General features: G+C 27.8%; 27 protein-coding genes. 1 reads left to right on the plus strand and 26 read right to left on the minus strand.

Annotated elements, in window-relative coordinates:
• Positions 1-8: 8 nt before the first annotated feature.
• The 22 genes from MENTO_RS03495 to MENTO_RS03595 all read right to left on the minus strand — a co-directional run bounded on the left by MENTO_RS03495 (position 9) and on the right by MENTO_RS03595 (position 20,882).
• The gene (locus MENTO_RS03495; protein WP_099651466.1) at positions 9-917 is read right to left on the minus strand and encodes an ROK family protein; all 909 of its coding nucleotides are present in this window, start codon (positions 915-917) and stop codon (positions 9-11) included.
• 137 nt (positions 918-1,054) lie between these two features.
• Positions 1,055-1,180 (minus strand): hypothetical protein, encoded by a 126-nt coding sequence (locus MENTO_RS03970; RefSeq protein ID WP_279626460.1) that lies wholly within the window; start codon positions 1,178-1,180, stop codon positions 1,055-1,057.
• A 167-nt stretch (positions 1,181-1,347) separates the two neighbouring features.
• Positions 1,348-2,532 (minus strand): elongation factor Tu, encoded by a 1,185-nt coding sequence (gene tuf, locus MENTO_RS03500; protein ID WP_099651467.1) that lies wholly within the window; start codon positions 2,530-2,532, stop codon positions 1,348-1,350.
• 139 nt (positions 2,533-2,671) lie between these two features.
• Positions 2,672-4,741, minus strand: coding sequence for an elongation factor G (fusA, locus tag MENTO_RS03505; RefSeq protein WP_099651468.1), 2,070 nt, complete (start codon positions 4,739-4,741; stop codon positions 2,672-2,674).
• A gap of 37 nt (positions 4,742-4,778) precedes the next feature.
• Positions 4,779-5,246 (minus strand): 30S ribosomal protein S7, encoded by a 468-nt coding sequence (gene rpsG, locus MENTO_RS03510; protein ID WP_099651469.1) that lies wholly within the window; start codon positions 5,244-5,246, stop codon positions 4,779-4,781.
• Positions 5,247-5,326: 80 nt separating this feature from the next.
• Positions 5,327-5,740 (minus strand): 30S ribosomal protein S12, encoded by a 414-nt coding sequence (gene rpsL, locus MENTO_RS03515; RefSeq protein ID WP_011183521.1) that lies wholly within the window; start codon positions 5,738-5,740, stop codon positions 5,327-5,329.
• Between the two features lie 102 nt (positions 5,741-5,842).
• Positions 5,843-6,391: a hypothetical protein gene (locus MENTO_RS03520; RefSeq protein ID WP_099651470.1), complete on the minus strand. Its 549-nt coding sequence runs from the start codon at positions 6,389-6,391 to the stop codon at positions 5,843-5,845.
• A gap of 9 nt (positions 6,392-6,400) precedes the next feature.
• Complete coding sequence (gene cls, locus MENTO_RS03525) at positions 6,401-7,960, minus strand: cardiolipin synthase (RefSeq protein ID WP_167372694.1); 1,560 nt, start codon at positions 7,958-7,960, stop codon at positions 6,401-6,403.
• Positions 7,960-8,685, minus strand: coding sequence for a hypothetical protein (locus MENTO_RS03530; protein ID WP_099651472.1), 726 nt, complete (start codon positions 8,683-8,685; stop codon positions 7,960-7,962). The genes cls and MENTO_RS03530 overlap by 1 nt, the downstream gene beginning before the upstream one ends.
• A 96-nt stretch (positions 8,686-8,781) precedes the next feature.
• Complete coding sequence (locus MENTO_RS03535; protein WP_099651473.1) at positions 8,782-9,696, minus strand: hypothetical protein; 915 nt, start codon at positions 9,694-9,696, stop codon at positions 8,782-8,784.
• Positions 9,697-9,790: 94 nt separating this feature from the next.
• Positions 9,791-10,456: a hypothetical protein gene (locus MENTO_RS03540; protein WP_099651474.1), complete on the minus strand. Its 666-nt coding sequence runs from the start codon at positions 10,454-10,456 to the stop codon at positions 9,791-9,793.
• Entirely contained in the window at positions 10,444-10,950 is a 507-nt protein-coding gene (locus tag MENTO_RS03545) for an L-threonylcarbamoyladenylate synthase (protein WP_099651475.1), read from the minus strand. The genes MENTO_RS03540 and MENTO_RS03545 overlap by 13 nt, the downstream gene beginning before the upstream one ends.
• The gene (locus MENTO_RS03550; RefSeq protein WP_099651476.1) at positions 10,940-12,442 is read right to left on the minus strand and encodes a hypothetical protein; all 1,503 of its coding nucleotides are present in this window, start codon (positions 12,440-12,442) and stop codon (positions 10,940-10,942) included. The genes MENTO_RS03545 and MENTO_RS03550 overlap by 11 nt, the downstream gene beginning before the upstream one ends.
• An 8-nt stretch (positions 12,443-12,450) precedes the next feature.
• Positions 12,451-13,311, minus strand: coding sequence for a peptide chain release factor N(5)-glutamine methyltransferase (gene prmC, locus MENTO_RS03555; RefSeq protein WP_167372695.1), 861 nt, complete (start codon positions 13,309-13,311; stop codon positions 12,451-12,453).
• The gene (gene prfA / locus MENTO_RS03560) at positions 13,304-14,395 is read right to left on the minus strand and encodes a peptide chain release factor 1 (protein WP_099651478.1); all 1,092 of its coding nucleotides are present in this window, start codon (positions 14,393-14,395) and stop codon (positions 13,304-13,306) included. The genes prmC and prfA overlap by 8 nt, the downstream gene beginning before the upstream one ends.
• Positions 14,396-14,397: 2 nt before the next feature.
• Positions 14,398-15,009: a thymidine kinase gene (locus MENTO_RS03565; protein ID WP_099651479.1), complete on the minus strand. Its 612-nt coding sequence runs from the start codon at positions 15,007-15,009 to the stop codon at positions 14,398-14,400.
• Between the two features lie 2 nt (positions 15,010-15,011).
• The gene (locus MENTO_RS03570) at positions 15,012-15,956 is read right to left on the minus strand and encodes a DHH family phosphoesterase (RefSeq protein WP_099651480.1); all 945 of its coding nucleotides are present in this window, start codon (positions 15,954-15,956) and stop codon (positions 15,012-15,014) included.
• A 10-nt stretch (positions 15,957-15,966) separates the two neighbouring features.
• Positions 15,967-17,844, minus strand: a complete 1,878-nt coding sequence (locus tag MENTO_RS03575; protein ID WP_099651481.1) for a hypothetical protein — start codon at positions 17,842-17,844, stop codon at positions 15,967-15,969.
• Between the two features lie 106 nt (positions 17,845-17,950).
• Positions 17,951-18,229 (minus strand): 50S ribosomal protein L31, encoded by a 279-nt coding sequence (gene rpmE, locus MENTO_RS03580; protein WP_099651482.1) that lies wholly within the window; start codon positions 18,227-18,229, stop codon positions 17,951-17,953.
• A gap of 130 nt (positions 18,230-18,359) precedes the next feature.
• Positions 18,360-19,250 carry a class II fructose-1,6-bisphosphate aldolase gene (fba, locus tag MENTO_RS03585; protein ID WP_099651483.1) on the minus strand — a complete coding sequence of 297 codons (891 nt, stop codon included), beginning with the start codon at positions 19,248-19,250 and terminating at the stop codon, positions 18,360-18,362.
• A 70-nt stretch (positions 19,251-19,320) separates the two neighbouring features.
• Positions 19,321-20,178 carry an ABC transporter permease gene (locus MENTO_RS03590; RefSeq protein ID WP_099651484.1) on the minus strand — a complete coding sequence of 286 codons (858 nt, stop codon included), beginning with the start codon at positions 20,176-20,178 and terminating at the stop codon, positions 19,321-19,323.
• Positions 20,178-20,882, minus strand: coding sequence for an ABC transporter ATP-binding protein (locus MENTO_RS03595; protein ID WP_099651485.1), 705 nt, complete (start codon positions 20,880-20,882; stop codon positions 20,178-20,180). Before MENTO_RS03595 ends, MENTO_RS03590 begins: the two co-directional genes overlap by 1 nt.
• A 101-nt stretch (positions 20,883-20,983) precedes the next feature.
• Between MENTO_RS03595 and MENTO_RS03600 the strand changes: the two genes are divergently transcribed.
• Entirely contained in the window at positions 20,984-21,496 is a 513-nt protein-coding gene (locus tag MENTO_RS03600; RefSeq protein WP_099651486.1) for a GNAT family N-acetyltransferase, read from the plus strand.
• A gap of 25 nt (positions 21,497-21,521) precedes the next feature.
• Here MENTO_RS03600 and MENTO_RS03605 read toward each other — a convergent pair whose 3' ends face one another.
• The 4 genes from MENTO_RS03605 to gltX form a co-directional block, all read right to left on the minus strand.
• Positions 21,522-23,120, minus strand: a complete 1,599-nt coding sequence (locus MENTO_RS03605; protein WP_099651487.1) for a CTP synthase — start codon at positions 23,118-23,120, stop codon at positions 21,522-21,524.
• 73 nt (positions 23,121-23,193) lie between these two features.
• Complete coding sequence (gene rpoE, locus MENTO_RS03610; protein ID WP_167372696.1) at positions 23,194-23,610, minus strand: DNA-directed RNA polymerase subunit delta; 417 nt, start codon at positions 23,608-23,610, stop codon at positions 23,194-23,196.
• Between the two features lie 24 nt (positions 23,611-23,634).
• Entirely contained in the window at positions 23,635-24,843 is a 1,209-nt protein-coding gene (locus MENTO_RS03615) for an HD domain-containing protein (protein WP_099651489.1), read from the minus strand.
• Between the two features lie 8 nt (positions 24,844-24,851).
• A complete protein-coding gene (gene gltX, locus MENTO_RS03620; RefSeq protein WP_099651490.1) occupies positions 24,852-26,300 on the minus strand; it encodes a glutamate--tRNA ligase in 1,449 nt (482 codons plus the stop codon).
• Positions 26,301-26,325: the final 25 nt, after the last annotated feature.

A 26,325-nucleotide genomic window follows, 5' to 3' on the forward strand; every position in this document is an offset into this window, starting at 1 on the left:
TATACTTTTTATTTTTGTTTATTCAAAAGATAGTAAACTCCATAACAACCAGCATAGTTTTTTGTTTTTGAAATTTCAACTCTATTTAAAATTGTTTCATTAAGAATCATAAAATTTTGAACTTTTATATCTTTAATTTTTGAAATTTCATTTTTTAAAAGTTCAAAAAATAGCTTATTTTCACTTACTCCGCCACCTACTGTTATTAAATCAAAATCCAATATATAATCTAAATTTAAAATTGTTTTGGCAATAGACGAAATTCATTCTTGAACCAATTCATTTATAAGTAAATCATTTTTATTATATAGATCAAATATTTGTTTACCTGTTAAAATTTTTTCATTTTGAGTTATTTTTGAGTATTTTAATCCTAATAATCCAATTCCTGTATCTAACGCTAATCCATGTGTATCTCCTGCTTTGCAATTATTACTAAACATCCTTGAAATTTCTCCTGCCTTTAATTCAGAACCTTTGTACAATTGATTATTTAATATAATACCGCATCCAATGGCCGACCCTATTGTTATGTTTACAAAATTTTTTATTTTTGGATTAGCTCTATAATATCATTCGCCCAGTGCTGCTGAGTTACCATCGTTTTCGATAATTATTTTTTTAATAAAAGAGTTTTTTGAGAAAAATTCTACTATATCTATATTTACATCTTTTATTCCTGATTCTGTTAGAACTCGAATATTTTTAGAGTCAATTATGCCCGGCATCGATATTCCGATTTGAACTTCACTTTCTAAAGATTTAACTACTTTAAGTATTTCATTCAAAACATCTTCTAAAGAAATTCTTTCCTTAGAAAATGAATAATTTATATGTCCCTGTTTTATAATTATTTCTTTTTCAAAAATTATATATTTTATTCCTGATCCACCTACATCAAAAGTTGCTTGCTTCATTTTGCACCTCATATATCTAAAACTATTTTACAAAATAACCTATATCATTACTTTTTAAAAGAATCAAAAGTAAATAGATTTTACATTTGGAAAATTATTTCTTTAGAAAAACACCATCTTATTCAAAAATGTTTGTTTTATTTTAATTTTAGTTTTTTAGCACTAAAGCCATAACCAAAGTTCAAATTATTGGCACTAATAATACCAATAAAGATTACGATTACAAAATCGCTAATTTTTGTAATTATTAATAATTCATACATTTAGGTTCTAATTCCAAGAACTGCATTTATGTAATAATTAAAATTATTTTAAATACATAGAATAACAACTTTTGCATTTGCATAATTATAATTAAATTTTAAATATTTACTAATTAAAATAAAAAAAATTACCAAAAGGTAATTTTCTAATTTTCAATTAATAAAGATTATTGAACTGCAATAACTGTTCCAGCTCCAATAGTTCTTCCACCTTCACGGATTGAGAATTTTGTTCCATCTTCAACAGCAATTGGTTTAATTAATTCAATTGTCATTTCAACGTTATCTCCAGGCATAACCATGTCTGTTCCAGCAGGTAATGTTACTTCACCAGTAACATCAGTTGTACGGAAGTAGAATTGAGGACGGTATTTGTTAAAGAATGGTTTGTGACGTCCACCTTCTTCAGTAGTTAACGCATAAACTGATGCTTGTAATTTAGTATGAGGTTTAATAGTTCCAGGTTTAGCTAAAACTTGTCCACGTTCAATACCTTCTCTGTCAACACCACGTAATAATGCTCCTACGTTATCTCCAGCTTCAGCAAAGTCTAATAATTTTCTGAACATTTCTAATCCAGTAACAACACATTTTTTAGCTTCTTCAACTAAACCAACGATTTCAACTTCTTCGTTAACTTTAATTGTTCCACGTTCAACACGTCCTGTAGCAACAGTTCCACGTCCTGTAATTGTGAAAACGTCTTCAACAGGCATTAAGAATGTTTTATCTGAATCACGAGTTGGTGTTGGGATGTATTCATCAACTGCAGCCATTAATTCTTCAATAGCAGCAACTCATTTAGCTTCTCCGTTTAATGCTCCTAAAGCTGATCCACGGATAACTGGTGCTCCGTCTCCATCGAAGTCGTAAGTTGATAATAAATCTCTAACTTCCATTTCAACTAAGTCGATCATTTCTTCATCATCAACCATGTCACATTTGTTTAAGAAAACAACAATTTTTGGAACTCCAACTTGTCTTGATAATAAGATGTGTTCACGAGTTTGAGGCATAGGTCCATCAGTTGCAGCAACAACTAAGATCCCACCATCCATTTGAGCAGCACCTGTAATCATGTTTTTAACATAATCGGCGTGTCCTGGACAGTCTACGTGTGCGTAGTGTCTGTTTTCTGTTTTATATTCAACGTGTGAAGTATTAATTGTAATTCCACGTTCTCTTTCTTCTGGAGCGTTATCGATATTTGCGTAATCTTTAAATTCTGCTCCACCTTTATCTGCTAAAACTTTAGTAATAGCAGCAGTTAATGTAGTTTTACCGTGGTCAACGTGTCCAATAGTACCAATGTTAACGTGAGGTAAACTACGGTCAAAAGCTTCTTTTGCCATTTTTGTATTTCTCCTTTATTTATATCTAGCGATATTAGATTTACTTTCTAGTATCTTTACCGCCCCCGTAGGGGCGCAAATTATTCTTTTAATTAAGAATATTTTAACTTTTTACATGAATAAGTGCAATTATATATTACTACTTACCTGATTTTTTAATAATTTCTTCTGCAATTGATCTAGGTGCTTCAGCATAATGACTGAAAATCATAGTATAGTTTCCACGTCCTTGTGTGAATGATCTTAATTCTGTTGCATAACCAAACATTTCTGTTAGAGGAACTTTAGATTTAATTGTTTGTGCATTTCCTCTTTGTTCTGATCCTTCGATTAATCCACGTTTTGATGAAATGTTACCCATTACATCTCCATAATATTCATCTGGAACAGTTACTTCAACGTTCATGATTGGTTCTAAGATAACTGGATTCATTTTTTTACATGCTTCTTTTAAAGCAAATGATGCAGCGATTTTATAAGCCATTTCGTTTGAGTCAACGTCGTGCATTGATCCATCAACGATTGTTGCTTTAACATCGATCATTGGGTATCCAGCAACTACCCCATTTGTAAGTGCGTTTTCTAAACCAACACGTGCAGCATTGATGTATTCTTTAGAAACACGTCCTCCAGTAATTTTGTCAACTCATTCGAATCCTTTATCAACATTTGGTTCAAATTCAATAACAACGTGACCATATGATCCACGTCCTCCTGATTGTTTAACATATTTACCTTCAGCTTTTGCTGGTAATTTAATTGTTTCACGGTATGAAACTTGAGGTGCTCCAACGTTTGTTTCAACTTTGAATTCACGTCTCATACGGTCAACAATAATATCTAAGTGTAATTCACCCATACCAGCAATAATAGTTTGTCCAGTTTCTTCATCAGTATATGTTCTGAAAGTTGGATCTTCTTCTGCTAATTTTGATAATGCTAATCCCATTTTTTCTTGATCCGCTTTAGTTTTTGGTTCTAAAGCTAATTGGATAACTGGTTCTGGGAATACCATTGATTCTAAAATAATTTCATGTTTTTCATCAACTAAAGTATCACCTGTTGTAGTATTTTTTAAACCAACAGCAGCTGCGATATCTCCAGCATAAACTTCTTCGATTTCGTTACGGTTGTTTGCGTGCATTTGTAAAATACGTCCTACACGTTCCTTATCACCTTTTGTTGAGTTTAATACATAACTTCCTTTTGTAAGAATACCTGAGTAAACTCTAAAGAATGTTAATTTTCCAACGAATGGGTCAGTCATAACTTTGAAAGCTAAAGCTGAGAATGGCTCATTGTCATCTGCATGTCTTTCTGCTTCTTCACCATTTGGTAAGATTCCTTTAATAGCAGGAACATCTAAAGGTGATGGTAAGTAGTCAACAACTGCGTCTAATAATAATTTAACACCCTTGTTTTTGAAAGCTGATCCAGCTAATACTGGGAAGAATTCTGCACCAATAACCCCTTTACGGATTGCTTGTTTTAATTCAGGAATAGTGATTTCTTCACCATCTAAGAATTTCATCATTAATTCTTCATCATATTCAACAGCAGCTTCAACTAATTCACTTCTTAAAATTTCTGCTTGATCTTTTAAATCTGCAGGAATTTCAATTTCTTTAGCAATTTCTTCAGCTTTACCATCAAATTCGTAAGCTTTCATTTCAACTAAATCAATTAATCCTGTGAAGTTATCTTCAGCACCGATTGGTAATTGAATTGGAGCAGCTTTAGCTCCTAAACGGTCCCCGATAGATTTAACTGAGTAAATGAAATCTGCTCCAGTTTTATCCATTTTGTTAACAAAAACAATACGAGGAACTCTATAAGTAGTTGCTTGTCTTCAAACAGTTTCTGTTTGAGGTTCAACTCCTGATTGTCCATCAAGAACTGCAACAGCTCCATCAAGAACACGTAATGAACGTTCAACTTCAACAGTGAAGTCAACGTGACCCGGAGTATCAATTATGTTAAAACGGTTATTTTTTCAGAATGCTGTAGTTGCAGCTGAAGTAATTGTAATACCACGTTCTTGCTCTTGTGCCATTCAGTCCATTTGTGAAGCTCCTTCATGAGTTTCACCAATTTTGTGAATTTTACCTGTGTGGAATAAAATACGTTCTGTAGTAGTAGTTTTCCCAGCATCAATGTGAGCCATAATTCCAAGGTTACGAGTATTTTCTAAACTAAATTCTCTTGGCATAATTTTGCCCCCTATCTAAATAAAATAATTGTTGATCTTATCAACGGTAGTGTGCGAATGCTTTATTAGCTTCTGCCATTTTATGTGTGTCTTCACGTTTTTTAACTGATCCACCCATGTTATTTGCAGCATCAATGATTTCATTTGCTAATTTAACAGTCATAACTTTCTCATTTCTTAATCTTGCATAGTTGATTAATCAACGTAAAGCTAAAGTAACTTGTCTTTCATCTGAAACTTCAACTGGCACTTGGTAGTTAGCTCCCCCAATACGACGAACTTTTAATTCTAAGTGTGGTTTAATGTTTTCGATAGCCTTGTTAAATACTTCAATTGGTTCTTCACCAGTTTTTTCTTTAATAATGTCAAATGCATCATAAATGATTGTTTGAGCTGTTCCTCTCTTACCATCTAACATAATTTTGTTGATAGCACGAGTAACTAATTTTGAGTTATAAATTGGATCTGCTAAAACGTCTCTTTTTTCTGCTCTATTTTTACGCATATTTTTGACTCCTTTCATGATTTATAAATTTGTGATACTTATTTGTGGTTCATTTCACGGTTATTCTAAACTTAATTAGATTATTTTTTTGGTCTTTTGGCCCCGTATAATGAACGAGATTGTTTACGGTTGTTAACTGCTTGAGTATCTAATGTTCCACGAATAATGTGGTAACGTACCCCTGGTAAGTCTTTTACACGTCCCCCACGAATTAAAACAACTGAGTGTTCTTGAAGGTTGTGACCTTCTCCTGGGATATATGCATTAACTTCCATTCCATTTGTTAATCTAACACGAGCGTATTTACGTAACGCAGAGTTGGGTTTTTTGGGTGTCATTGTAGCAACACGAGTACATACTCCTCTTTTTTGAGGTGCAGAAACTTTAGTCACTTTCTTTTTCAATGAGTTTACCCCTCTGTTTAAAGCAGGTGCTTTTGTTTTTCAAGTTTTAGCTTTACGATTTGTTTTAACTAATTGATTGATTGTTGGCATTGTATTTCCTCCTTTCACAATTCCGTGTGTGTTGAACTCACATAAATAAATTATACACTTTATTAATGAAAAGTTCAAACTTATCTTAACTAGTGTATTTTTTTATATTATTTTTAGTATTTCAATTAAAGCAATTATAGTTTGCTGATTACTCATTAAATCACTTTGTAGTTTAGTTTTTTGTTTATTTTGATTTATATAATTTAATAATTTGGTTAACAACTCACTTTTTTGTTCAATATTGTATTTTTCTTCATTTTCAATCACTTTTTTTATCAACAATGAAATATTATCTTCAGAAGTAATTATATAATCTTTGTTTTCTTGATAACTCACAACAAATAATTTGTAAAAATTCTCTTCAATAAATTCAGACATATCTTGAGGATTTTTGTAAAAGACAGCAAGTGTTTTTTTGTAGAAAATAAGTTCATTTTCTAAATGACTTAAAATCTCTTCAAAAGCAACTAAGTTATATTGTTTACAACTCTTAATTAATTTTATTAATTCATGCAATTGAGCAATATTTTCAATTCTTAAATTGTTGTTTCAAAAGTTTTTAACATTATTATCAAATGAAAAAGCATCAAGCATTTTAAAACCCTGATATGATTTGTTAATTTGGCTGAAAACTGTTTTTTCTATACTCATTTTGACTCCTTATAAAAGTGGTGCCATTATATTGTAAGCTTTAACCACAATTTTTTTTCAAATAGATAAATCTTTGTTTGGCATAAATTTATATTCAAAAGATTTCTCCATATCATGAATCATTTTTTTAGTAATATCTTCGTTTAATCTATTAGATTTTATTAAAGCCATTGTTTGTTGATCACAGAATAAAGCTCTATAGTCTAAGTTTGAGCTTCCTGTAAATGATATTGAATCATCAAAAATATAAGTTTTTTCATGAATGAATGTGTCATTCATTGAGTAAATTTTAACACCGTTTTCAAACATTTTTTTAGTTCATTGCTTTGATACTTCCAATAATAAAAACTTGTCTGATCTTCCAGGAAGTAAAATACGTACGTCAAGTCCTGTTGAAGCAGCATTACACAATGCATTAATAATTTCTGGTGGTGGTATAAAGTAAGGGGATTTTAATCAAATTCTATTTTGAGCAGAGTGAATTAAATTTAAAAGTAGTTCCAAGCAAATTGGTCTTTCATGGTTTGGGCCATCAGAAACAATTTGTATAAATTCATTTGTTAAAAAACGAGTTCTATTAACTTTACCAAACATAGGCTCAAGCTTTTCAATTTTGTTTTGTTTTTTACCAGCATAAAAGTTTCAATCTTTTTTAAAAATTGATTCTATTTCTTGAACACTTTCTCCAACCATTCTGATAGCTGAATCATTTCAAAAACCAAACACACCACTCTTATTAATATACTCATCTGACATATTAATTCCACCTAAATAACCAATTTTTCCATCAATAGAAATATCTTTTCTATGATCTCTATAGTTTGCGTTTCATTTTACAAAAGGAAAATGAATAGGAGAATATGCTATTATATTTGCACCTTCTTGTAATAGCCTTTTTTTGCTTTTTGTAAATCTTCCATAACTACCTAAAAAATCGTATATAATGTAAACTCTAATTCCCTGATGCATTTTTTGAATTAATAAATTAGTCAGTTTTTCTAAAAATTCACCCTCTGAAATTATGTAACAATTTATCAAAACGTATTCCTTTGCTGTATTAATATCGTTTAGTAAATTTGCAAAATATTCATTTCCTGACTGTAAGTATTTGATTTCTGTATTTGTATATATGCTTTCCTTTTGTTGTTCAAACGTCATCATGAATGATCTTTTAAATTCTGGATTTTCTTTCTCAATAGCTTTTAAATTTTCAATATCGTATTGAGTTTTAGCTTGCAAAGCACTAACTGAATTTTTATTATACAAATAGTTTTTATTTTTTTTATATTTATAAACTCTTCCTAAAAATAAATATGAAATAATACCAAAAAATGGAATAAGAATAATAAAAAGCGCTCATCTAATTCTTGTTTCAATTCTTCTTTTTCTATTGCAAAGAACAACAATAGCTCATGACATTGAAAATAAGTGTGTAATAGAAATAAAGAAAATAAAAGGCAATGGTGTTGAAATGAAAAAGTTAAGGCATAAGTTAATTGCTACATATAATGCTCCACCTATGCTGTACATTGCAATTAGTGAAATTGTTGCTACAAACGGTTTTCTCATTATCAAGCACCTTCCCTAAATTTAAACATTTTGCTTTTTTTAGTTAATCATTTATTAACTTTTGAAATTATACCATTAAAGTAAAATGGTGAAATTTCTTTTGTAGATTCGCTTAATAAATCATTTAATTTTAATTTAAATAAAAAGTTATTATATGTATTTATATTTGATTCAAAATCTGATTCAAAATATGTTATTACATACATTGAAAGTAAGTAACCATATTTGTAAAAAGAATCACCATTATCATCTGATATTTTTGAAAATATAGTTCCTATTTCAGAATAATAGAAATGTTTTCTTTTGTTAATAATTTCATCTGAAAAAGAGGAAAAGTTTTTTATATCGTTAAAAACTTCTTTTTCATAATTAACTTTCATAATACTTTTATTGGTACTTGTGGGCAAAAGTGTTTCAATTATTTTTGTTATTTTTATCTTTTCAATTTTTACTTCTTTTGTTTCTGCGCCGTCTAAGTTTGTGTAAAGTAATCTTGAATAAAGCACTATATAAATTATTTCAGTAATAAATTTTCTTTTGTTTTTTCCTTCTAAACTAATCAAGTTTAAAAATACTTTAAGTATTATATTTTCTTGAGCAAAAATAACCAATTTCTTAGCTTCTTTTTTACTTATTCCATGCTCCATTAATCAATTATTTATTTCTTTACTTCTTGATTTAATAAAATGATTTTGCTTTTTGATGCTTTTTGTAATTTTAAACATTAGAAAATTCCTTTATATTTCTTTAATATTTTAACTTAATTATATTCTTTTATAATAAAAAAACACAAATAGCTTTTTAGCATTGTGTCCGTAATTTTATTTTTGTCTAGAAAGAAGCGGAAACATAAATTTTTTATCTTTTAAACCTGTAGTAACTTCTCTTAAATATAAGCATGAATGCAAGTTCATGCCCGTTCTAACGAATGATTCAGTTTTTGTTATATGTATACCTTCTTTAATATCTGGCATAAAACCAAAATCAACTCTTTTTATTCCGTTTGGAACAATAATATTTAATAATTCTTCTAAATCAATGTTATGTGAAGAAAATGATCCAATAAAATCAAATATACCATTTTTAACTCTAAAACAAACAACTGTTTGTAGTGAAGGGATATATCATAAATCATCTTCAAAATATTTTTGAATATTATGGAATTTAACTAAGCTATCTCCCTTTGTATCCAAAATACTTGACTGCTTGCTTGAATGTAAAATTGCCTCTTTCACTAATTCAAAATCATGGGAAACTGATAAATCAAGTTTAATGATTTTTGAAGACTCTGATTTTTTCTTATTGTTTCATGGAAGAAAAAATAAATATTCCTGTCTTCTTTCAAAACCAGATTTCTTTAAAATATCTTCATCCTTAATACCACAATATGAAATTAGAATGTCAACTAAGTTAGAATATTTGTAAATTGCTGCCTCAATTAAAATTTCTTCTAGATTTTCATTAAGGTATGCTTCTTTAACAAAAAAGTTTCCAACTTGCACTGCACTACATTTTTCTCCGCTAATAAAAACATCGAATTTTAAAATACCTAGCGCTGCTATAATTTCATTTTTTTCATTGACTATTGTGATAGGTGAAAAGTTTTCTAATTGCTTGTCCTTAAACAATCACTTTTCAAAATTATTATTAGGTGATCTTTTGATTAAGTTGCTTAAATCTTGGTTGAAGTGTTTATTATCTTTGTGATCAAAAACAATATCATAAGTATCTCTCATGCGAACTTCTCCTTTTTATAAATTACTTATTTATTATATACCACTTTAGTGTTAAAAAGAATACTTAGTAATTGTTAAAATCCTTAAAAAAACTTTATTTTTGTAGGTTTAATTCTTTTACGACTATATCTGCAAGTGGATTGAATATAAAAACTTTTAAATTTTTAATATTAGAGTTGTTTTCAATTAATTTTTTTTGAAGTTGAGCCTCATATTTATATTTATCTTCATAAGGTGATTTACTAAATTTAAAAATGCATAAAAATCAATTATCATTTGACTTAAGCAACAAATCTATTTTTCCATAATAATTAATATCCTTCTGAACATTAGCTAAAAGTATATTAGCAACAGAATGATTAATCTTATTTTTATAAATAAATTTATTTAAGTCATGTACAACTGATTTTGCTATATTAATTGCAATTTTATGATCTTCGTTATTTTTTTCAAATTTTAAAGATTCAGATTTTCTTTGAATAACTGAATTAATAATTAATTCTTTAGCTATTTTATTTCTTAAAAATATTTGCTCTAAAACTTTTGTTGAAGGGCTTTGAATGAATGGAAATTCTTTTTGACATAATTGATCAATTGAATCAATATTCAAATTTTTGTTTTCATCTATATAATATGTTAAATTAAAATTAATATCTTCATAGCTAATTTCTTTGACTAAATTTAAAATAGATAAATTTTCGTCATACTCAAAATAATCAGAAATATCATTTATAAAATGTTTTAATTTTATCGAACTCATACTTTTGTAACAGAATTGAATATTCTTGATGCTTTAGTATTTGATATTTCTTGATCAAAATAAACTTTAATATTTTTATTAAAGTTTTCCAATTCTTCCTTTGAATTTATTGGTTTATCACCATGCTTATTAACACTTGTAGAAAATATTGGCCCAATTAAATCTAAAATAGCTTTTATATCTTCTCTCACAATTAATCTAACGCCGATATTTTCTGACCCATTAACTGTTTTGAAAATGACTGTTGTTGATTTTTCAAATAATAGCTCACAATATTCATTTTTTTGAATATTTAAAATATCAAGCTGATTGATGTCAGAAATTAAAACAATTAATGGTTTTTCTAAATTAGCTTTTTTTATTTCATTAATTTTTATTTCATTTTTTATATTTCAAGCAGCAGATAGACCATATATTGTGTCAGTTGGCAAAATAATAACTTCATTTTTTTTTAACTGTTGGCTTGCTCTAAAAATTTGATCCTTACTTAACATTTTTATTTCCTCTTTTTCTTTTTGCTAAAATTTCTGAAAACAAAATTTGAGCTCCAACACGTTTTTTAAATATTGTTGTTTTCATAATATTAAATCCAATAATTAAGAAAGAAGAAATCAATATCCCGAATAAAATAATAGATTCAGCAATAACATTAATTGTTTTTTCTCAAGCAAAGTTTATATTTGTGCCTATATTATCCAGGTAGTATGCACCTTTTATTTGTTCATAATCATTTCCTAAAATTGATTTAATTTTTTCAATGAAATCGTGACCTGAAGTATTACCGTTTGCTTGTTCAAAATTTCAAGCTTCAACTAAATTACCAACTTGCACTTTTGAAATAATATTTAAGCAGGTAAGCAAAACTAAGTTAGCATAAATTATAAAGTATTGAGTTATAAATAAATTTTGTGATTTATTCTCTCCTCTAATTGAAACCGATATAAAGTACATGAAAGTTGCCATTGTTGTACCTAATCCTATAATTGGCAGAGAACAATATATAAAATAGCTATTTTCATATTTCAGGATATTAGAAAATTGAGCATCTGATAATGGATTTTCAATTCCGTATCTTTTTAAAAGTTCTGGTAGTACATGAACGGTTCTAGTTAACATAGAAGCTTTTGTTGTATCAAAAGAAATGGTAATTACATAAATGAGTTGTGGCAAAATAATGCATCCAGCAGCAAACATAGTCCAGTTTGAAATATTTTTATCTGAGTTTTTAAATATTTTTGTCAAGAATGCTTTCATTCTATTTTGACCTAATTCTTTTTTTCTATTACTTATGTAATCAATGTATTTATTGATATTTAAACTTTCTGCTTCAACAATAACAGCATTTTGAATACTTAATGAAAGCATGAAAATGGCTATTATTTGAATGAACAATATTCATCAAACAGCATCTTCTGAAGCTCATTTATAAGCTTGATTTCTGTTAATAGTAAATTGTTTAGAAATCTCAGTAATAACAGAAGGAACTTCTTTGGTACTCTGATTTTGAACTTGATCTATCAGTGATTCAAAAGTAAAAAACTCTTGAAATTTTGAAAATTCATATTGTGCCATTGAAGACATTAAAGCAGCTAAAATTCCAAACGAAATAACAAATATTCAAAAACTTGCTTTCACCTTATTATTAACTCCAGTTGCAGTTAAAAAGGGTTTAAGTAAAATAAAACCAATTATTGTGGCTATAAAAAAGCCTCATCCAATGTAAACAGGCGTTACAATTTGCGCCTTAGATGGTAACTTTAAAATTAATGATAATTCTTTTCAATTATCAAAATATATTTTTAAGTTTATGTCAGTAAAAGCAATTCAACTAAATATATAGGTTGGTATCATAAGCACAAGAAAAATAAACATACTAAAAAATGCGACTTTGTATAAGTGTGCATTTTTTTCTTGAATAGATGAGATTTTGTTTTTAATTCCAAAATTCATTCTGAATTTACTTTTAAACTCAACCTTTTTTTCCATTTGTTCTCCTAATTTTTGATTATTAAATATCTTCAATTATTGAAGTAGTCTTTTTCAAACTTTCAATTATATTTTAAACCTAATTCTTTTTGTAAGAGCATTTCCAAATCGTTTTTTTGTTTTCAACCAATTTCAAATACAAGTAGCATTTTTTCCTCTGTTTTCATTATTACATCAATATTAGTTATAGCTTTTTTATAAAAGAACAAACCTTCATCTTTTGCATATAGCGCTATTTTTGGTTCAAATTTCAGTGTACTTGAATCAACGTCTTCATCATTTAAATCTATGTACGGAGGATTACAAAGCAAAATATTAAATTTATTTTTATTTGTTATTAATGCATCTAAAAAATTACTTTTTACAATTTCAGATTTATTATTTAATTGATTTTTAATTATGTTTAACTTTGTAACAGCTAATGCTTTTTTTGAAATATCAGAAAAAACTATTTTATTAATATCTTTATCATTTTCAAGTGCAACAGATACACCTATGCAACCTGACCCAGAACATAAATCTAAAATATTCATTTTACTATTATTAGTTTTTATAAAATCATTTGCAAAGTCAACTATTTGCTCAGTTTCCATTCTTGGTATTAAAGTGTTTTTATTAACTATTATTTTGTGACCTCTAAAAATCTTATAGCCTAAAATATAAGCTAAAGGTTTCCCTTTAGCTACACTTTTTGAAATTTTAATAATTTGTCTAAAATGCTTTCTTGATAATTCTTTTTCTAATGAAAATAAAACTTCTGAATATTCGATTTTGGTTACAAAAGAAATTATTTCAATTGCGTCTGATTTACCAATTTTTTCATTTTTTGAAAGTAAATTTAAAACAAACTTAATATTAAATTTATTCACTATCTTGTATCTGAGCTTCAACTTTTTGACGTTGTTCGTCATTAACTAATGCAACTATGAAATCATCAATTTTTCCTTCCATAACTTGATCAAGTTTGTTTAAAGTTAAACCTACTCTATGATCTGTTACACGGTTTTGTGGATAATTATATGTTCTAATCTTTTCACTTCTAGCCCCTGTCCCCACTGCGTTTTTACGTGTTGCATCAGCTTCTGCTTGTTGTTTTTCAAGCTCTGCTTCATAGATTCTAGCTCTCAACATGGTCATAGCTATATCTTTGTTATCATGTTGACTTCTTCCATCTTGAGAAGCTGCTACTACACCAGTCGGTATATGAGTAATACGAACAGCTGAATCAGTTGTATTAACATGTTGACCACCAGCACCAGATGAACGGTATGTATCAACTCTTAAATCACTGTTTTTAATTTCAATTTCAACATCACTCATTTCAGGTAAAACAGCAACAGTTGCTGTTGATGTTTGAATTCTACCCTTTGCTTCTGTTTTGGGTACTCTTTGCACTCTATGAGCACCTGACTCAAATTTTAATTTTGAATAAACCCTATCACCTTTAACCATAAATGAAACTTGTGAAAAACCACCAGCTTCTGACACACTTGCATCAAGCATAGTTATTTTTCAATTTTGAGTTTCAGCATATAATTTGTACATCCTCAATAAGTCACCTGCAAAAATATTTGCTTCATCACCACCAGCTGCACCTCTTATTTCAACAATAACATTTTTGTCATCATTTGGGTCTTTTGGTAAAAGTAGTTCCTCTATTATTTTAACAATTGGATCTACAGCATTTTCATTTTCTGACAATTCCATTTTAGCCAATTCAATCATTTCTGGATCTTTTTCATTACCTAAAATTTCTTTTGCATCAGAGATGGCTTTAATGATGGTTTTATATTCAATAAATTTTTCTACAACTTCAATTAAATTCGCGCGTTCTTTGTTAAGCTCTAACATTTTTTTAACATCAGATACAATTTCTTCTGATTGCAAATCATTATCTATTTGTTCAACCCTTTTTTGCATTGTCTCCAATGCTTCATAAGTTTTTGGATTCATTTTTACCCCTTCTCTATTTGATAACAGTTTCTACATCTAGCTTCATAACTATCATTACCATCAACTAAAATTAATGGAGAATTTCATTCAGCTGGTTTTCCATCAATGATTCTTTGTGTTCTATTAGCAAAATTACCACATTTTTGACAAATAGCTGTCAACTTATCAACCATTTCTGCTAATGGCAAGATTCTATCGACGTTTTTGAATGGTTGACTTCTAAAGTCTTTGTCTAGACCAGTAACTATTACAATAATTCCTCGATCAGCCAGTTCTTCAATGTAATCAACTACTTCTTCATCAAAAAATTGAATTTCATCAATTCCAACAACATCAACTTTTTTTTCCAATATTTTAGATTCTAATTTTTCTTTTAATTCTTTTGTGGAATTTACTGGTATAGACGCTAATAATGTGCCTGCGTGAGATGCTACTTCATTAACTGCATATCTTGTGTCTATAACAGGTTTAAAAGCAATTACATTCCTTTTTGCAAATGCATGTCTACGTAATCTCTTAATAAATTCTTCTGTTTTACCAGCAAACATACAACCAGTAATTAATTCAACCCATCCTAGTTGTTTTTGTTCAATTGTATCTCTATTTGGTATCATAACTACTTACTGCCTTTTGTAATAACTGCGTCTAAATCTTTAACAAGTTTAGTTATGTCTGATAGCGTTTTTAATTTACATCCACTAGCTAATTTGTGTCCACCACCATCATATTTATTAGCTACTTTATCAATTTCAAAATCTCTACTTCTAATTGATACTTTAATTTCATCATCAAGTTCAATAACTAAAACTCAAATTTTAATTTCATCAATTCCACTCATTGTTCCTAAAGCTGATTTAATTTGTTCATATGAGTATTTTCAAGGTTTTTGATCTTCTTTAGTAATTGTAATGTGACCTACACCCTTTTTTGATAAAACTAATTTTGAAAAAGCAAAATTTGCGTATTGTTTTCTTTTTAAATCAGAAACAAATAATGAATCATGAACTTCTTTTAAATTTGCACCGTTTTCAAGTAAAATCTTAGCTGCATTAAAAGTTTTATAACTTGTGTTAGGAAATAAAAATCTTCCACTATCAGTTACTAATCCTTTATATAAATTTGACGCTGCGTTTGAATTTCATTTTAATTTCATAGCTTCTGCTCATAATGTAATAACTTCTGTACACGCCATTGCTGTTTCATGAACAATTTCATTTTTTGCATAAGGATCTATATTAACGTGATGATCTATTTTAAATGTTTCAATTGCCATATCGTATCCGTCAAAATCCAATCTTGCTTTTGTTGCTGTATCAACTGTAATAACTAAAGCTGATTTGATAAATTCATCTGATATTTTTTCTTTGTAGAAATCTTTATTATCATCTAATCTATCCCCAGGAACAATAATTGTTTTTCCTGCAAAATTTTCTTGAATTAAATATGCTAGGCCCATTGAGCTACCTTGTGCGTCTCAATCTGGTCTAATATGTTTTAAAATAATAATATTGTTATATTTTTTAATTTTTTTAACTAATAATTTGTAGTTTATTTCTTTCATTTCTTTCTCCTTATATTATTGCTGATATAGAACGTTCTTCAAAGTAAAGAACTACTTCATTTTCTCTTTCAAATTCTTTATCCTCAGAATAAAAGTATATTTTGGTTTTATTTCTTGTTACACCAAAGTACATATTCTTGTCATGATATTTATTTGTCCTAATAATTCTAACATTTATTGGGACTGAATTATTCTCAATAAACTCTGTTGATACTTCTAAGGGATTTATAAATATAAAACCATTATCATTAAATTTTTTAGTATTAACATTTCATAATCTATTTTCAACATCAATTAAATTTTCTGATTCTTTTGAAAAAGCAAAAACATTTGATTCACCCAATTCATTTTTGCATATATCTATCAAGTTTTTTTCAAAAAATTCTTTTGTTGTTGTTTTTACTAATTCATCATTTTTTGATCAATAAATTTTTTTGTTTTTAGACAAATCACTAATTGTAAATGTTTTGGAATGAAGGATAATAAATGATATATTTGGATAAAATTCATTTATCTTAGTGATCGTTTCAAAAAGCATTTCATAATCCCTATTTGTTAGCAGGTGTAAAAAGTCCGAAATCACAATATTTTTCTTTCCTAGATTAATTGCTTTCAATATTTTTACATAAATCATATTTAATGATGAAAGCTTAAAACTTCCTTTTAAGAACCATTCAAAATTTATGTCTAAATTTTTAAAGTTGCTCTCCATTCAATTTTCAGCTTGCTTTACAACTGGCACAATTTGCTTTTTATAATGTTTTCTAAGTGATAAAAACTCATTTTTATTTCCGTATTTAATTTCACCAGTCAAAATTAATTTATGATAGTTGTGAATATTGGAAATAATAAATTTTGTTAACAAATTTACCTCTGTTTTTATGAAACTAAATAAAAATTTCTTTTCAGTAAAGTTTTGATCGTTAAATTTATCTTTAATAACTTTTTTTCAATTATTTAACTCTGAAGAAACTTCTTGTTGAACTTCTTTTGAAACTGAATATGTTTTGTAAAACTTATCTAATTCAAATTTAAACTGCGAACTAATTGTTTTTTTTCTAAATATTAAAAGAATACTTTCTAATCTTAGTTTATTTAATCGAATATTTAAAAATTTTAATTGTTTTTCAACAATAAATCTTGTTTGTTTATATTCAAACAGTGCTTTTCTTTTTCTTAATAGCTTATTGTTAGACTTTTTAGTATTGAATTCACACGTGCAAGAATCACGCAATTCATTTAATGATTCAATTTTGTCATAAAGAACTTGTACAAATTTAAATTCCATTCTTTTAAGTAATGTTTCTTTTTCAATGTCATATAAAGCTTTTGACAAAACTTTAACTTGCGGTGAAAATTCATTAAACATTTTTTGTGACATACTCTCATTTAATCTTGATAAAATTTGATCTAAATTATTAACTATTTTTTCGTGTGATTCGTTTGAAAATTTGACAAATTTATTAATTGCCTCATCTATGTCTCTTCTAAGTTTTAAATCAGAAAGATCATTTTTTGAATCCAATAATGACAGGTAATCATATTTTTTTTCAGCATATTTTATTCTCGCATTTCTTAAAAATTGTAAATCAGAAAGTAAAGAAAGAGCTAAAATTCATTTAGTAGGTATTAAACGCTGAAATCATGTATCTGTTTTAATATATTCTGTATGAAGTTTAATAAAATTTTTATTAATTACATCTTCATTATCAACTTGGTATCTTCCTGTTTTATTTTTTTGTCTTCCAAGAATAATTTTTTTAAAAGATTTTTGTTTTTCAGCTTCTAAATAAACATTTGTTATTTGTCCAGGTTTAGATTCAAAATCAACTTTTTTAAGTGTTTCCTTATTATTCGCAGGGGTAAAATTTTTAATTTTATATGGCATATTTTCCCCTTTCTAATTTTAAGCATTACATTTATTATATTTTAAATCATTTGGGGCTTTAATTAAACTAATTAGCTAAATAAAAAACCACTATTGTGGTCTTAAATTATTTATTTTCTTTGTTTTTTGATTTTTGATCTTCAGAATTTTTTTGAGCAGTAGCATTAATTGCTTCTTTTCTTGCAAATTTTGATTTAAATTGTTCAACACGACCTGTAGTGTTTGCAAAGTTTTGTGCACCTGAGAAGAATGGGTGACAGTTTGAACAAACGTCAATTCTCATTTCTTCTCTTTTTGTAGTTCCACAAATGAATTCATTAGCACATGTTGTACAAACAAATTTTGCTTCCTCGAAGTATTTTGGTTGAATATCTTTTTTTGGCATAGATGTATCTCCTTTCACACTATGTTTTCATATAGATACTTTTTCAGTACTTAAAAATTATATAACATTTTTATTTAAAAGAACAAATAAAAAACCGCTTTCGCGATTTTTTAATTAATTGTTAAGGATATTAAGCTTTTCCTTTACATCCAAATCATTCTGTTAATTCGTTAAAAGTTTCCTTTAATGCTTGGTATCCAGGGTTTAATAATTTTCTTGGATCAAAACCTTTTGTTTTGTCATCTAAGTCTTTTCCAGCTTCAATGTATTTTCTTGTAGCGTCTCTGAATGCTAATTGTAATTCAGTGTTAACGTTAATTTTTGAAATTCCCATTGAAATAGCTTTTTCAACTTGATCTTGAGGTATTCCACTTCCACCATGTAATACCATTGGCATTTTACATGCTGATTGTAATTCTTCTAAAGTATCAAATGATAAACCTGTTCATCATTCTGGGTATTTTCCGTGGATATTACCGATTCCTGCAGCTAACATTGAAATTCCTGTTTTTGAAATTTCTGCTGCTTGAGTTGGGTCTCCTAATTCACCGTTTCCAACAACTCCATCTTCTTCTCCACCAATTGAACCGATTTCAGCTTCAACTGAAATTTCGTGTTCGTTAGCAAAAATTAATAATTCTTTTGTTTTTGCTAAATTTTCTTCGTATGGCAAGTGTGATCCATCAAACATAACTGATGAGTAACCAGCTAAGATACATTTTTTAGCCATTTCAATTGATTGTCCGTGGTCTAAGTGTAATGCAACTGGTACAGTGATGTTTAATTCTTCTAATAATCCATTAACCATTCCTACAACAGTAATTGGTCCACCCATATATTTAATAGCACCTTCACTTGTTCCTAAAATAACTGGTGTGTTTGAAGCTTGAGCTGCTTCTAAGATTGCTTTAGTTCATTCTAAGTTATTGATGTTAAAGTGACCGATTGCATATTTGTTTTCGTGTGCTGCTTTAACCATAGCTGTAGAATTAACTAATTTTTCATGATATAGTCTTGTCATTTATTTATCCTCTTTCTTTTACTTCTTTAAAATTATACAACTTTATAAGTTTTAAAAAAATAATTTTAATTTATCTTTTTGCAGTTCACTTAAATGTGAATGTTGTCAGTGTAAATAATCCTGCAAGAATTGCTAATGAACCTACTATTGGTTGTCAGCTTGATGTAAAACTTTTAACTATTCCTTGTGATCCTGAAACAGAACTTAGTCATCTTTCTGAATCTAAAGCATACATATATAGGAAAACAGGATATTTATGTGGAATAAAGTATGTAAATATAACTATTCCTTTGTTTGAATATAAAGAATCCGCAGGTAACATAACTCCTGATAAGAAAATACTAAAGAAATAAACCATCATAACTACACCTTGAATTGAACCAGATGAGTTTGCAATTCCGCCAAATAATGTTGCCAATGCAATAGATGTTGCACAAATTAAAATAATAGCTAATAATAAATAACCAAAATTTATAGTTTTAAAAGATTGCAGAAGAGAGTTACTATTGTTTGTTCCTAAAACAGCAATACTGAAAACTAAATTAAAACTGAAAACTAAAATGTAAAAAAATAATCCAGCTAATAAATATACAAGTCAGATCGATGCAATAAACATACTTTTTTTAACTCCAGTTATATCTATTCTTTTTAAGAACACAGAGTTTTTCCATTCAACTATTGCTGGAGTTAGTGATGTTAATACAGTTAAACATGGTAATAATGCATAGTTTAACAATAAAGAACCAGCGTATTGTCCAGATTTTTCTTTAAATATAAAGAAAAACATAACTGAGAAAAATATTGGAACAATAAGCATAAAAATAATACTTCTTGGTTCTTTAATAAATGATTTATAAACTAGCAATGTTAAATTTTTAAATATGCTTGATTGTTTTTTAAAATTAAATGTATCGATTTTTTTAAACATTATTTTATTTCTCCTTTAAAGAATAAATTCATTAAGTCTCTAACTGATCCATATTTTTTTATTACTTCAGAAATCTTTTTGTCAAAGAAAATTCTGCCATCTTTAATTATTATTATTCTGTCACATAAAATTTCAACTTCTTCTGGATGGTGAGAAACAAGTAATAACGTTTGCTTATATTTTTTAACGCTATCTCTAAAAAAGTCTGTTATTTTGTATTGAAGTTCCATATCTAATCCCGTTGTTAGTTCATCTAATATAACAATTTTGGGATTATTCATGACAGAAATCATTGCATTAAATCTTTGTTTTTGACCACCTGAAAGTTTTTTTAATGGTGTCTTGATAAATTCTTTAATATCAAAAACTTCAGCAATTGTGCTTTCTCATTCTTTTGTAAATTTAGGATATATACTTCTGTAAAAAGCTAACATGTCTAATGGTGTTATTCCCGCTGGTCAATCACCTGTTTGTAATTGAATTCCAATTTCATTTTTAATGTTACCTTCTAAATTAATTTTTATTGTTCCCTTATCCGGATTGTTGAATTGAGCTATCATTTCCACTAAAGTTGTTTTACCACAACCATTTGCACCCATAATTGCTACTCTTTCGCCTTCTTTAATATCAAGGTTCAAATTATCTAATACAACTTTATTTTTAAATGCTTTTCTCAAATTACTTATTTCAATTATATTTTTCATAATGTCTCCTTTACATATAAATATAATATTAGCACTAATAAGATAAATAGGAATACTCAAAAAAAATTAGTGTAGAATTAATACAAATAAAAGGAGCAAATATGAAACTTAAAGTTGTTAGGCCTCAATGAGAGCATATAGAAGAAATTTTAAAAGCTTTAGAAGATTTTAAAAAGTATCCAAACGATATTATTGATAACATTCAAGGTTCTTCAGATATACTTTCATTCTATAGAATTGAGGATTGATTAGAGTTTGTTCAAAAAGGTGTTGGAAACCCTGGGTGGATGCCTTTTTATCAGTATATTGCTATAGATGATGAAAATAAAGTTATAGGTTTCATTAATTTAAGACTTAAACTTAATGAGTATCTTTTAAATTTTGGTGGGCATATAGGTTATGGTGTAGTTCCTTCTCTCAGAAAAAGAGGGTATGCTACAGAAATGCTAAAACAAACCATAAAAATAGCCAAAAAAGAAGGAATAAATGAAATTTTAATAACTTGTTTAGAATCTAATATTGCTTCTGAAAAAGTTATTTTAAACAACGGTGGAGTTTATGAAGATTCCAGATCTAATGGAGACAAGACCCTTAAAAGGTTTTGAATAAAATAAAAAAATCTCGTGAGAGATTTTTTTATTATTTATTATTAACTATAGCTTCAACAAATCCTTTAAATAACGGATTTGGTTTATTTGGTCTTGAAGTAAACTCTGGGTGATATTGACTTCCGACAAAAAATGGGTGATTTGGTAATTCTACAATTTCTACTAATTGTTTTTCTTCATAGATACCTGAAAATACTAAACCTTTTTCTTCTAATGGTTTTTTGTATTCATTATTAAATTCATATCTATGTCTATGTCTTTCAAAAACTTCTCTACTTCCATAAAGCTTTTCTGCTATAGTTCCTTCTTTAATTGTTGTTTTATAGAATGCTCCTAATCTCAGTGTACCACCTAAATTTTGAACATCTATCCCCCTAATGAAATCAAAAATAGGTACAGCACCTGAATGATCAAATTCAGTTGAGTTTGCTTCAGGCAAGTTTAACCAATCTCTGGCCATTGAAATAGTTGCAATTTGCATTCCTAAACAAATTCCTAAATAAGGTACATTATTTTCTCTAGCAAACTTAGATGCTAAAATCATTCCTTCAATCCCTCTGTCTCCAAAACCACCAGGAACTAAAATACCTTTTGCATTTTGTAAAACTTCTTTATAGTTTGATTCATTTAATTTGTCAGCTTGAACTCAATTTATTTTTAATTTTCTTTTAAACTCATAACCTGCAATTTTTAAAGATTCGATAACTGATAAATAGGCATCTTGCAATTCAATATATTTTCCTACAAATGTAACTTCAAACTCTTCGTTTGATGCCTTAATTTTTTCACAAAATTTTGTTCAAGATTTCATATCTGTTTTTTTAGTTTTAATTTGTAATTGTTCTAGAACTAATCCGTGTAAGTTTTGTTCATACATTTCTAATGGAACTTCATATATTGATTCTTTGTCAATAGCATCAATAACATTGCTTGTAGGAATATTACAAAATAATGATATTTTTTCTTTAATTTCTTTTGAAGAATGCTTATCAGTTCTTTGAACTATAATGTCTGGTTGAATTCCTAAACTTAATAGTTCTTTTACAGACATTTGAATAGGTTTCGTCTTGTATTCTTTTGACGCATTTAAAAATAAAAGCAATGCTACATGAATAAACACAACATTTTCTTTCCCTTGTTCCATTCTTATTTGTCTAATTGCTTCAATAAATGGTTGAGATTCAATATCACCAACAGTACCACCAATTTCAGAAATAATAACATCAGCTCCAGAAGTTTTAGCCGCCTGATAAACTTTATTTTTAATTGAATCAGTAATATGAGGAACAACTTGTATAGTTTGGCCTCCTCAATCTCCACGTCTTTCAGCATTAATTGTTTCCAAGTAAATTTTACCCGCTGATGTTGATGACATCCTTGTTAGTTTCTCATCAATAAATCTTTCATAATGTCCTAAATCTAAGTCTGTTTCTCCGCCATCATCAGTAACAAAAACTTCTCCATGTTGATAAGGGCTCATTGTTCCTGGGTCCACATTTAAATATGGATCAAATTTTTGCATAAACACTTTTAATCCACTTGCTTTTAATAAGTTTCCTAATGAACTAGCTGTAATTCCTTTTCCTAAGCCTGAAACTACCCCACCTGTTACAAACACAAATTTTGCCATAAATCTATCTCCCTATTTTCTAAAAAATAAAAAAAGTTGCTAAAACATAAAAGTCGCAACTTTCCTTTAATTATTACATATTTTCGTCTTCATCTTCATTATAATAAATTGAAGTTGAATCGTCTTCTTCTTCTTCAACGAAAAGATCGTCGTAAACTTCAGGATTTTCATCATCATCATCTTCTGATAATGTACCCTCTATCTCGTCATCAGTTTCAGTTGTTTTCTTTTTAATTGGTTTTGAGTCAAACTTTTTCTTAACATCTTCAATTTTTGAATCATCGCTTAAAGCTCACTCACCTTTAGTAGAAAGAGCAAATCTAACATCAAGAACTAAATCACTATATAAATCAGCAATAGCTTCATTTTCATCATTTTTGTGATTAATTGCTTTATCTTTGATTGCTTCTCAAATAGCCATTAATTTCATTGGATTTTTGCGTTTTTTTAAAACTTCGTAAACTAAATCAATATTTGATAAACTTTCCATTCTATTCACCCTTACTTTCTATTTTTACATTACTTCTTTTGGGAAAAAGTATTTTTTAATTGTTTTTTCATCTTCAATATATTTTACTGTATTAGCTAATAAACTAAATTTAGTTAATGATTTTACAGTATTGTTTTTATCAACTATATGAATAGTCTGATCTTTGCCATCAATTTCGCCGTCCCTATAAATACTTGGTTTTTTGAATTTTGGTTCAATAAAGTAGTATTTAGTTTCCTTGCCTTGTTCTTTTAATAAAGTTTTAATTTCCCTTATTTTAAATTCATCAGCTTCTTTTAGTTTTAGGAAATTTCTATTTATTAATCTGTCTGATAAATCACTAAGAATGTGATCGTTTTCTTTCTGACAACTTTTCATGATATCAAACATTGTAAAATCATCTAAAATTAAGTATAAATCTATTGGGATATTTTGTCCATTAAAAATATAACTAAAATAATTATTTATTCTTTGGTCCTTAAAGTCATATCCTTTTTTGTTTAAATCAACTATTCTTTCAAATCAACTTATAAGAGTTACATCAAACCCTGTTGATATTTTATGCTCATAAACTTGTTTGTACATATGATATCTTCCAAGTAAATAAGATTCAATTGCGTGAATCGTTTTTTTGGGGAAAACAATCTTATCATCCACAATTCTAACACTTCTAATTAAAAATTCCGTGTCTAACGAAGCATAATTAACACCACAGTGGTATGAATCTCTCATTAAGTAGTCAATTCTATCTGCATCTAATTGACTACTTACTAAAGAATTTAAAATTTTATTTGAATGTTTTCCTTCTAATATAGCAACTATATCTTCTGGATCAACTTTATGTTTTTTTAATATTTTCGAAATATTTCCTTTTGGATTTCTAATTATATCAGCACTATACTCTTCATGGCTTCTTTTGCTTATTTTTTCAAATGTATGAGAAAATGGTCCATGACCAATATCATGCATTAATCCAGCTAGTAAAACATTTTTTTTATCTTTTTCAGATATTTTAATAAAATCTGGTGATTGAAGAAATTGCGAAATTATATGATAAACACCAATACAATGTGTAAATCTTGTATGTGATGCTCCTGCATAAGCAAATTGAGCACCACCTAGTTGAAGTATTCTTCTTAAACGTTGCATTTCTGGAGTATTAATTATTTCCATAAAAATTTCATCATGAATAAAAATATCACCATGCACACTATCTCTAAAAACTTTTTCCATATTCATACCTATTTGATTTTAGCAATATTTGCTAAAACCTTTTCTTTTCCCAATAAATAAATAACATCTGCTAACGAAGGACCATGTTCAGAATTTGAAGCAGCAATTCTGATTGGCATGAATAGTTCTTTGCCTTTTTTGTTTGTTACTTCACTAACTGATTTAATTAATAATTTGATAGACTCAACTTCTCAAGTAGATAAACCATTAATTTGATTTTTAAATTCTTCGATTACTTTTATGCTCTCATCAATTGATCTTAGAACTTCAAAAGTATCATTTGATATTTCCATATCTTTAAAGAAAATTGATAAATGGTTATTAATTTGTTCCGCAAATTCTAATTCTTTTTTAAATAATAATAAAACTTGATTTAATCATTCTGCTGTTTTTAAAGATGTATTAAATTCATTTTGGTTAATAAATTTTTTTGTAAACTCTAAATATTGCTCTTCAGTTAATGCTTTCATATATTGAGAATTTATTCATTTCATTTTTGTCATATCAAATGTTGATGGAGATTTACTGAAACGTTTATCGTCAAACATAGAAATTAATTCTTGCTTAGTTAATAATTCTTTTTCACCAACTGGTGATCATCCTAGTAATGAAATATAGTTAAACATTGCTTCTGGTAAGTAACCTTGGTTTTTGTACTGTTCAATAAAGAATAAAGCGTTACCACTTCTTTTTGATAATTTTTTACCAGTTGAGTCAACAATTAATGACATGTGACCAAATTCTGGAGTATCCCAACCAAATGCTTGATAGATTAATATTTGTCTTGGTGTATTTGAAATATGTTCTTCACCTCTTAAAACGTGAGAAATTTCCATATCAAAATCATCAACTACAACAGCAAAGTTATATGTTGCAATTTTATTAGTTTTTAAAATAACAAAGTCACCTAATTCTTTTGAATCAAATGTAATGTCACCTTTTATAAAGTCCTTGATATTTAAAATAGTTTCTGGGACTAAGAATCTTATTGAAAAATCCTTATTTAATTTCAAGTTTGATTCAATTTCAAGTTCACTTAGTTTTGCACATTTGCCTGAGTATTTAGTTGCTGTGATTCCTTTAGCAACTTGTTCTTCATAATCTTTTTCTAACTCTTCAGTTGTACAAAAACAACGATATGCTTTTTTTTGAGATATAAGTTCATTAGCTAATTGTTCATATCTTTCAAACTTTTGTGATTGCATGTATTTACCGTATTTAGAATCACCAGGTTTTAAAAAAGATTCATCTGCATTTATTCCTAATCAACTTAAATTTTCAAATTGCGACTCAATAGCGACATCAACATTTCTTTCTAAATCAGTGTCCTCTATTCTTACAATGAAATCTCCATTATAGTGTTTAGCAAATAAATAATTCATTAAAGCTGTTCTTGTATTTCCAATATGTAAAAACCCTGTTGGTGAAGGTGCATATCTTAATCTAAACTTAGTCATGTGTTCTCCTTTATAAAATCTCAAA

The organism is Mesoplasma entomophilum, from assembly GCF_002804125.1.
Lineage (GTDB): Bacteria > Bacillota_I > Bacilli_A > Mycoplasmatales > Mycoplasmataceae > Mesoplasma > Mesoplasma entomophilum.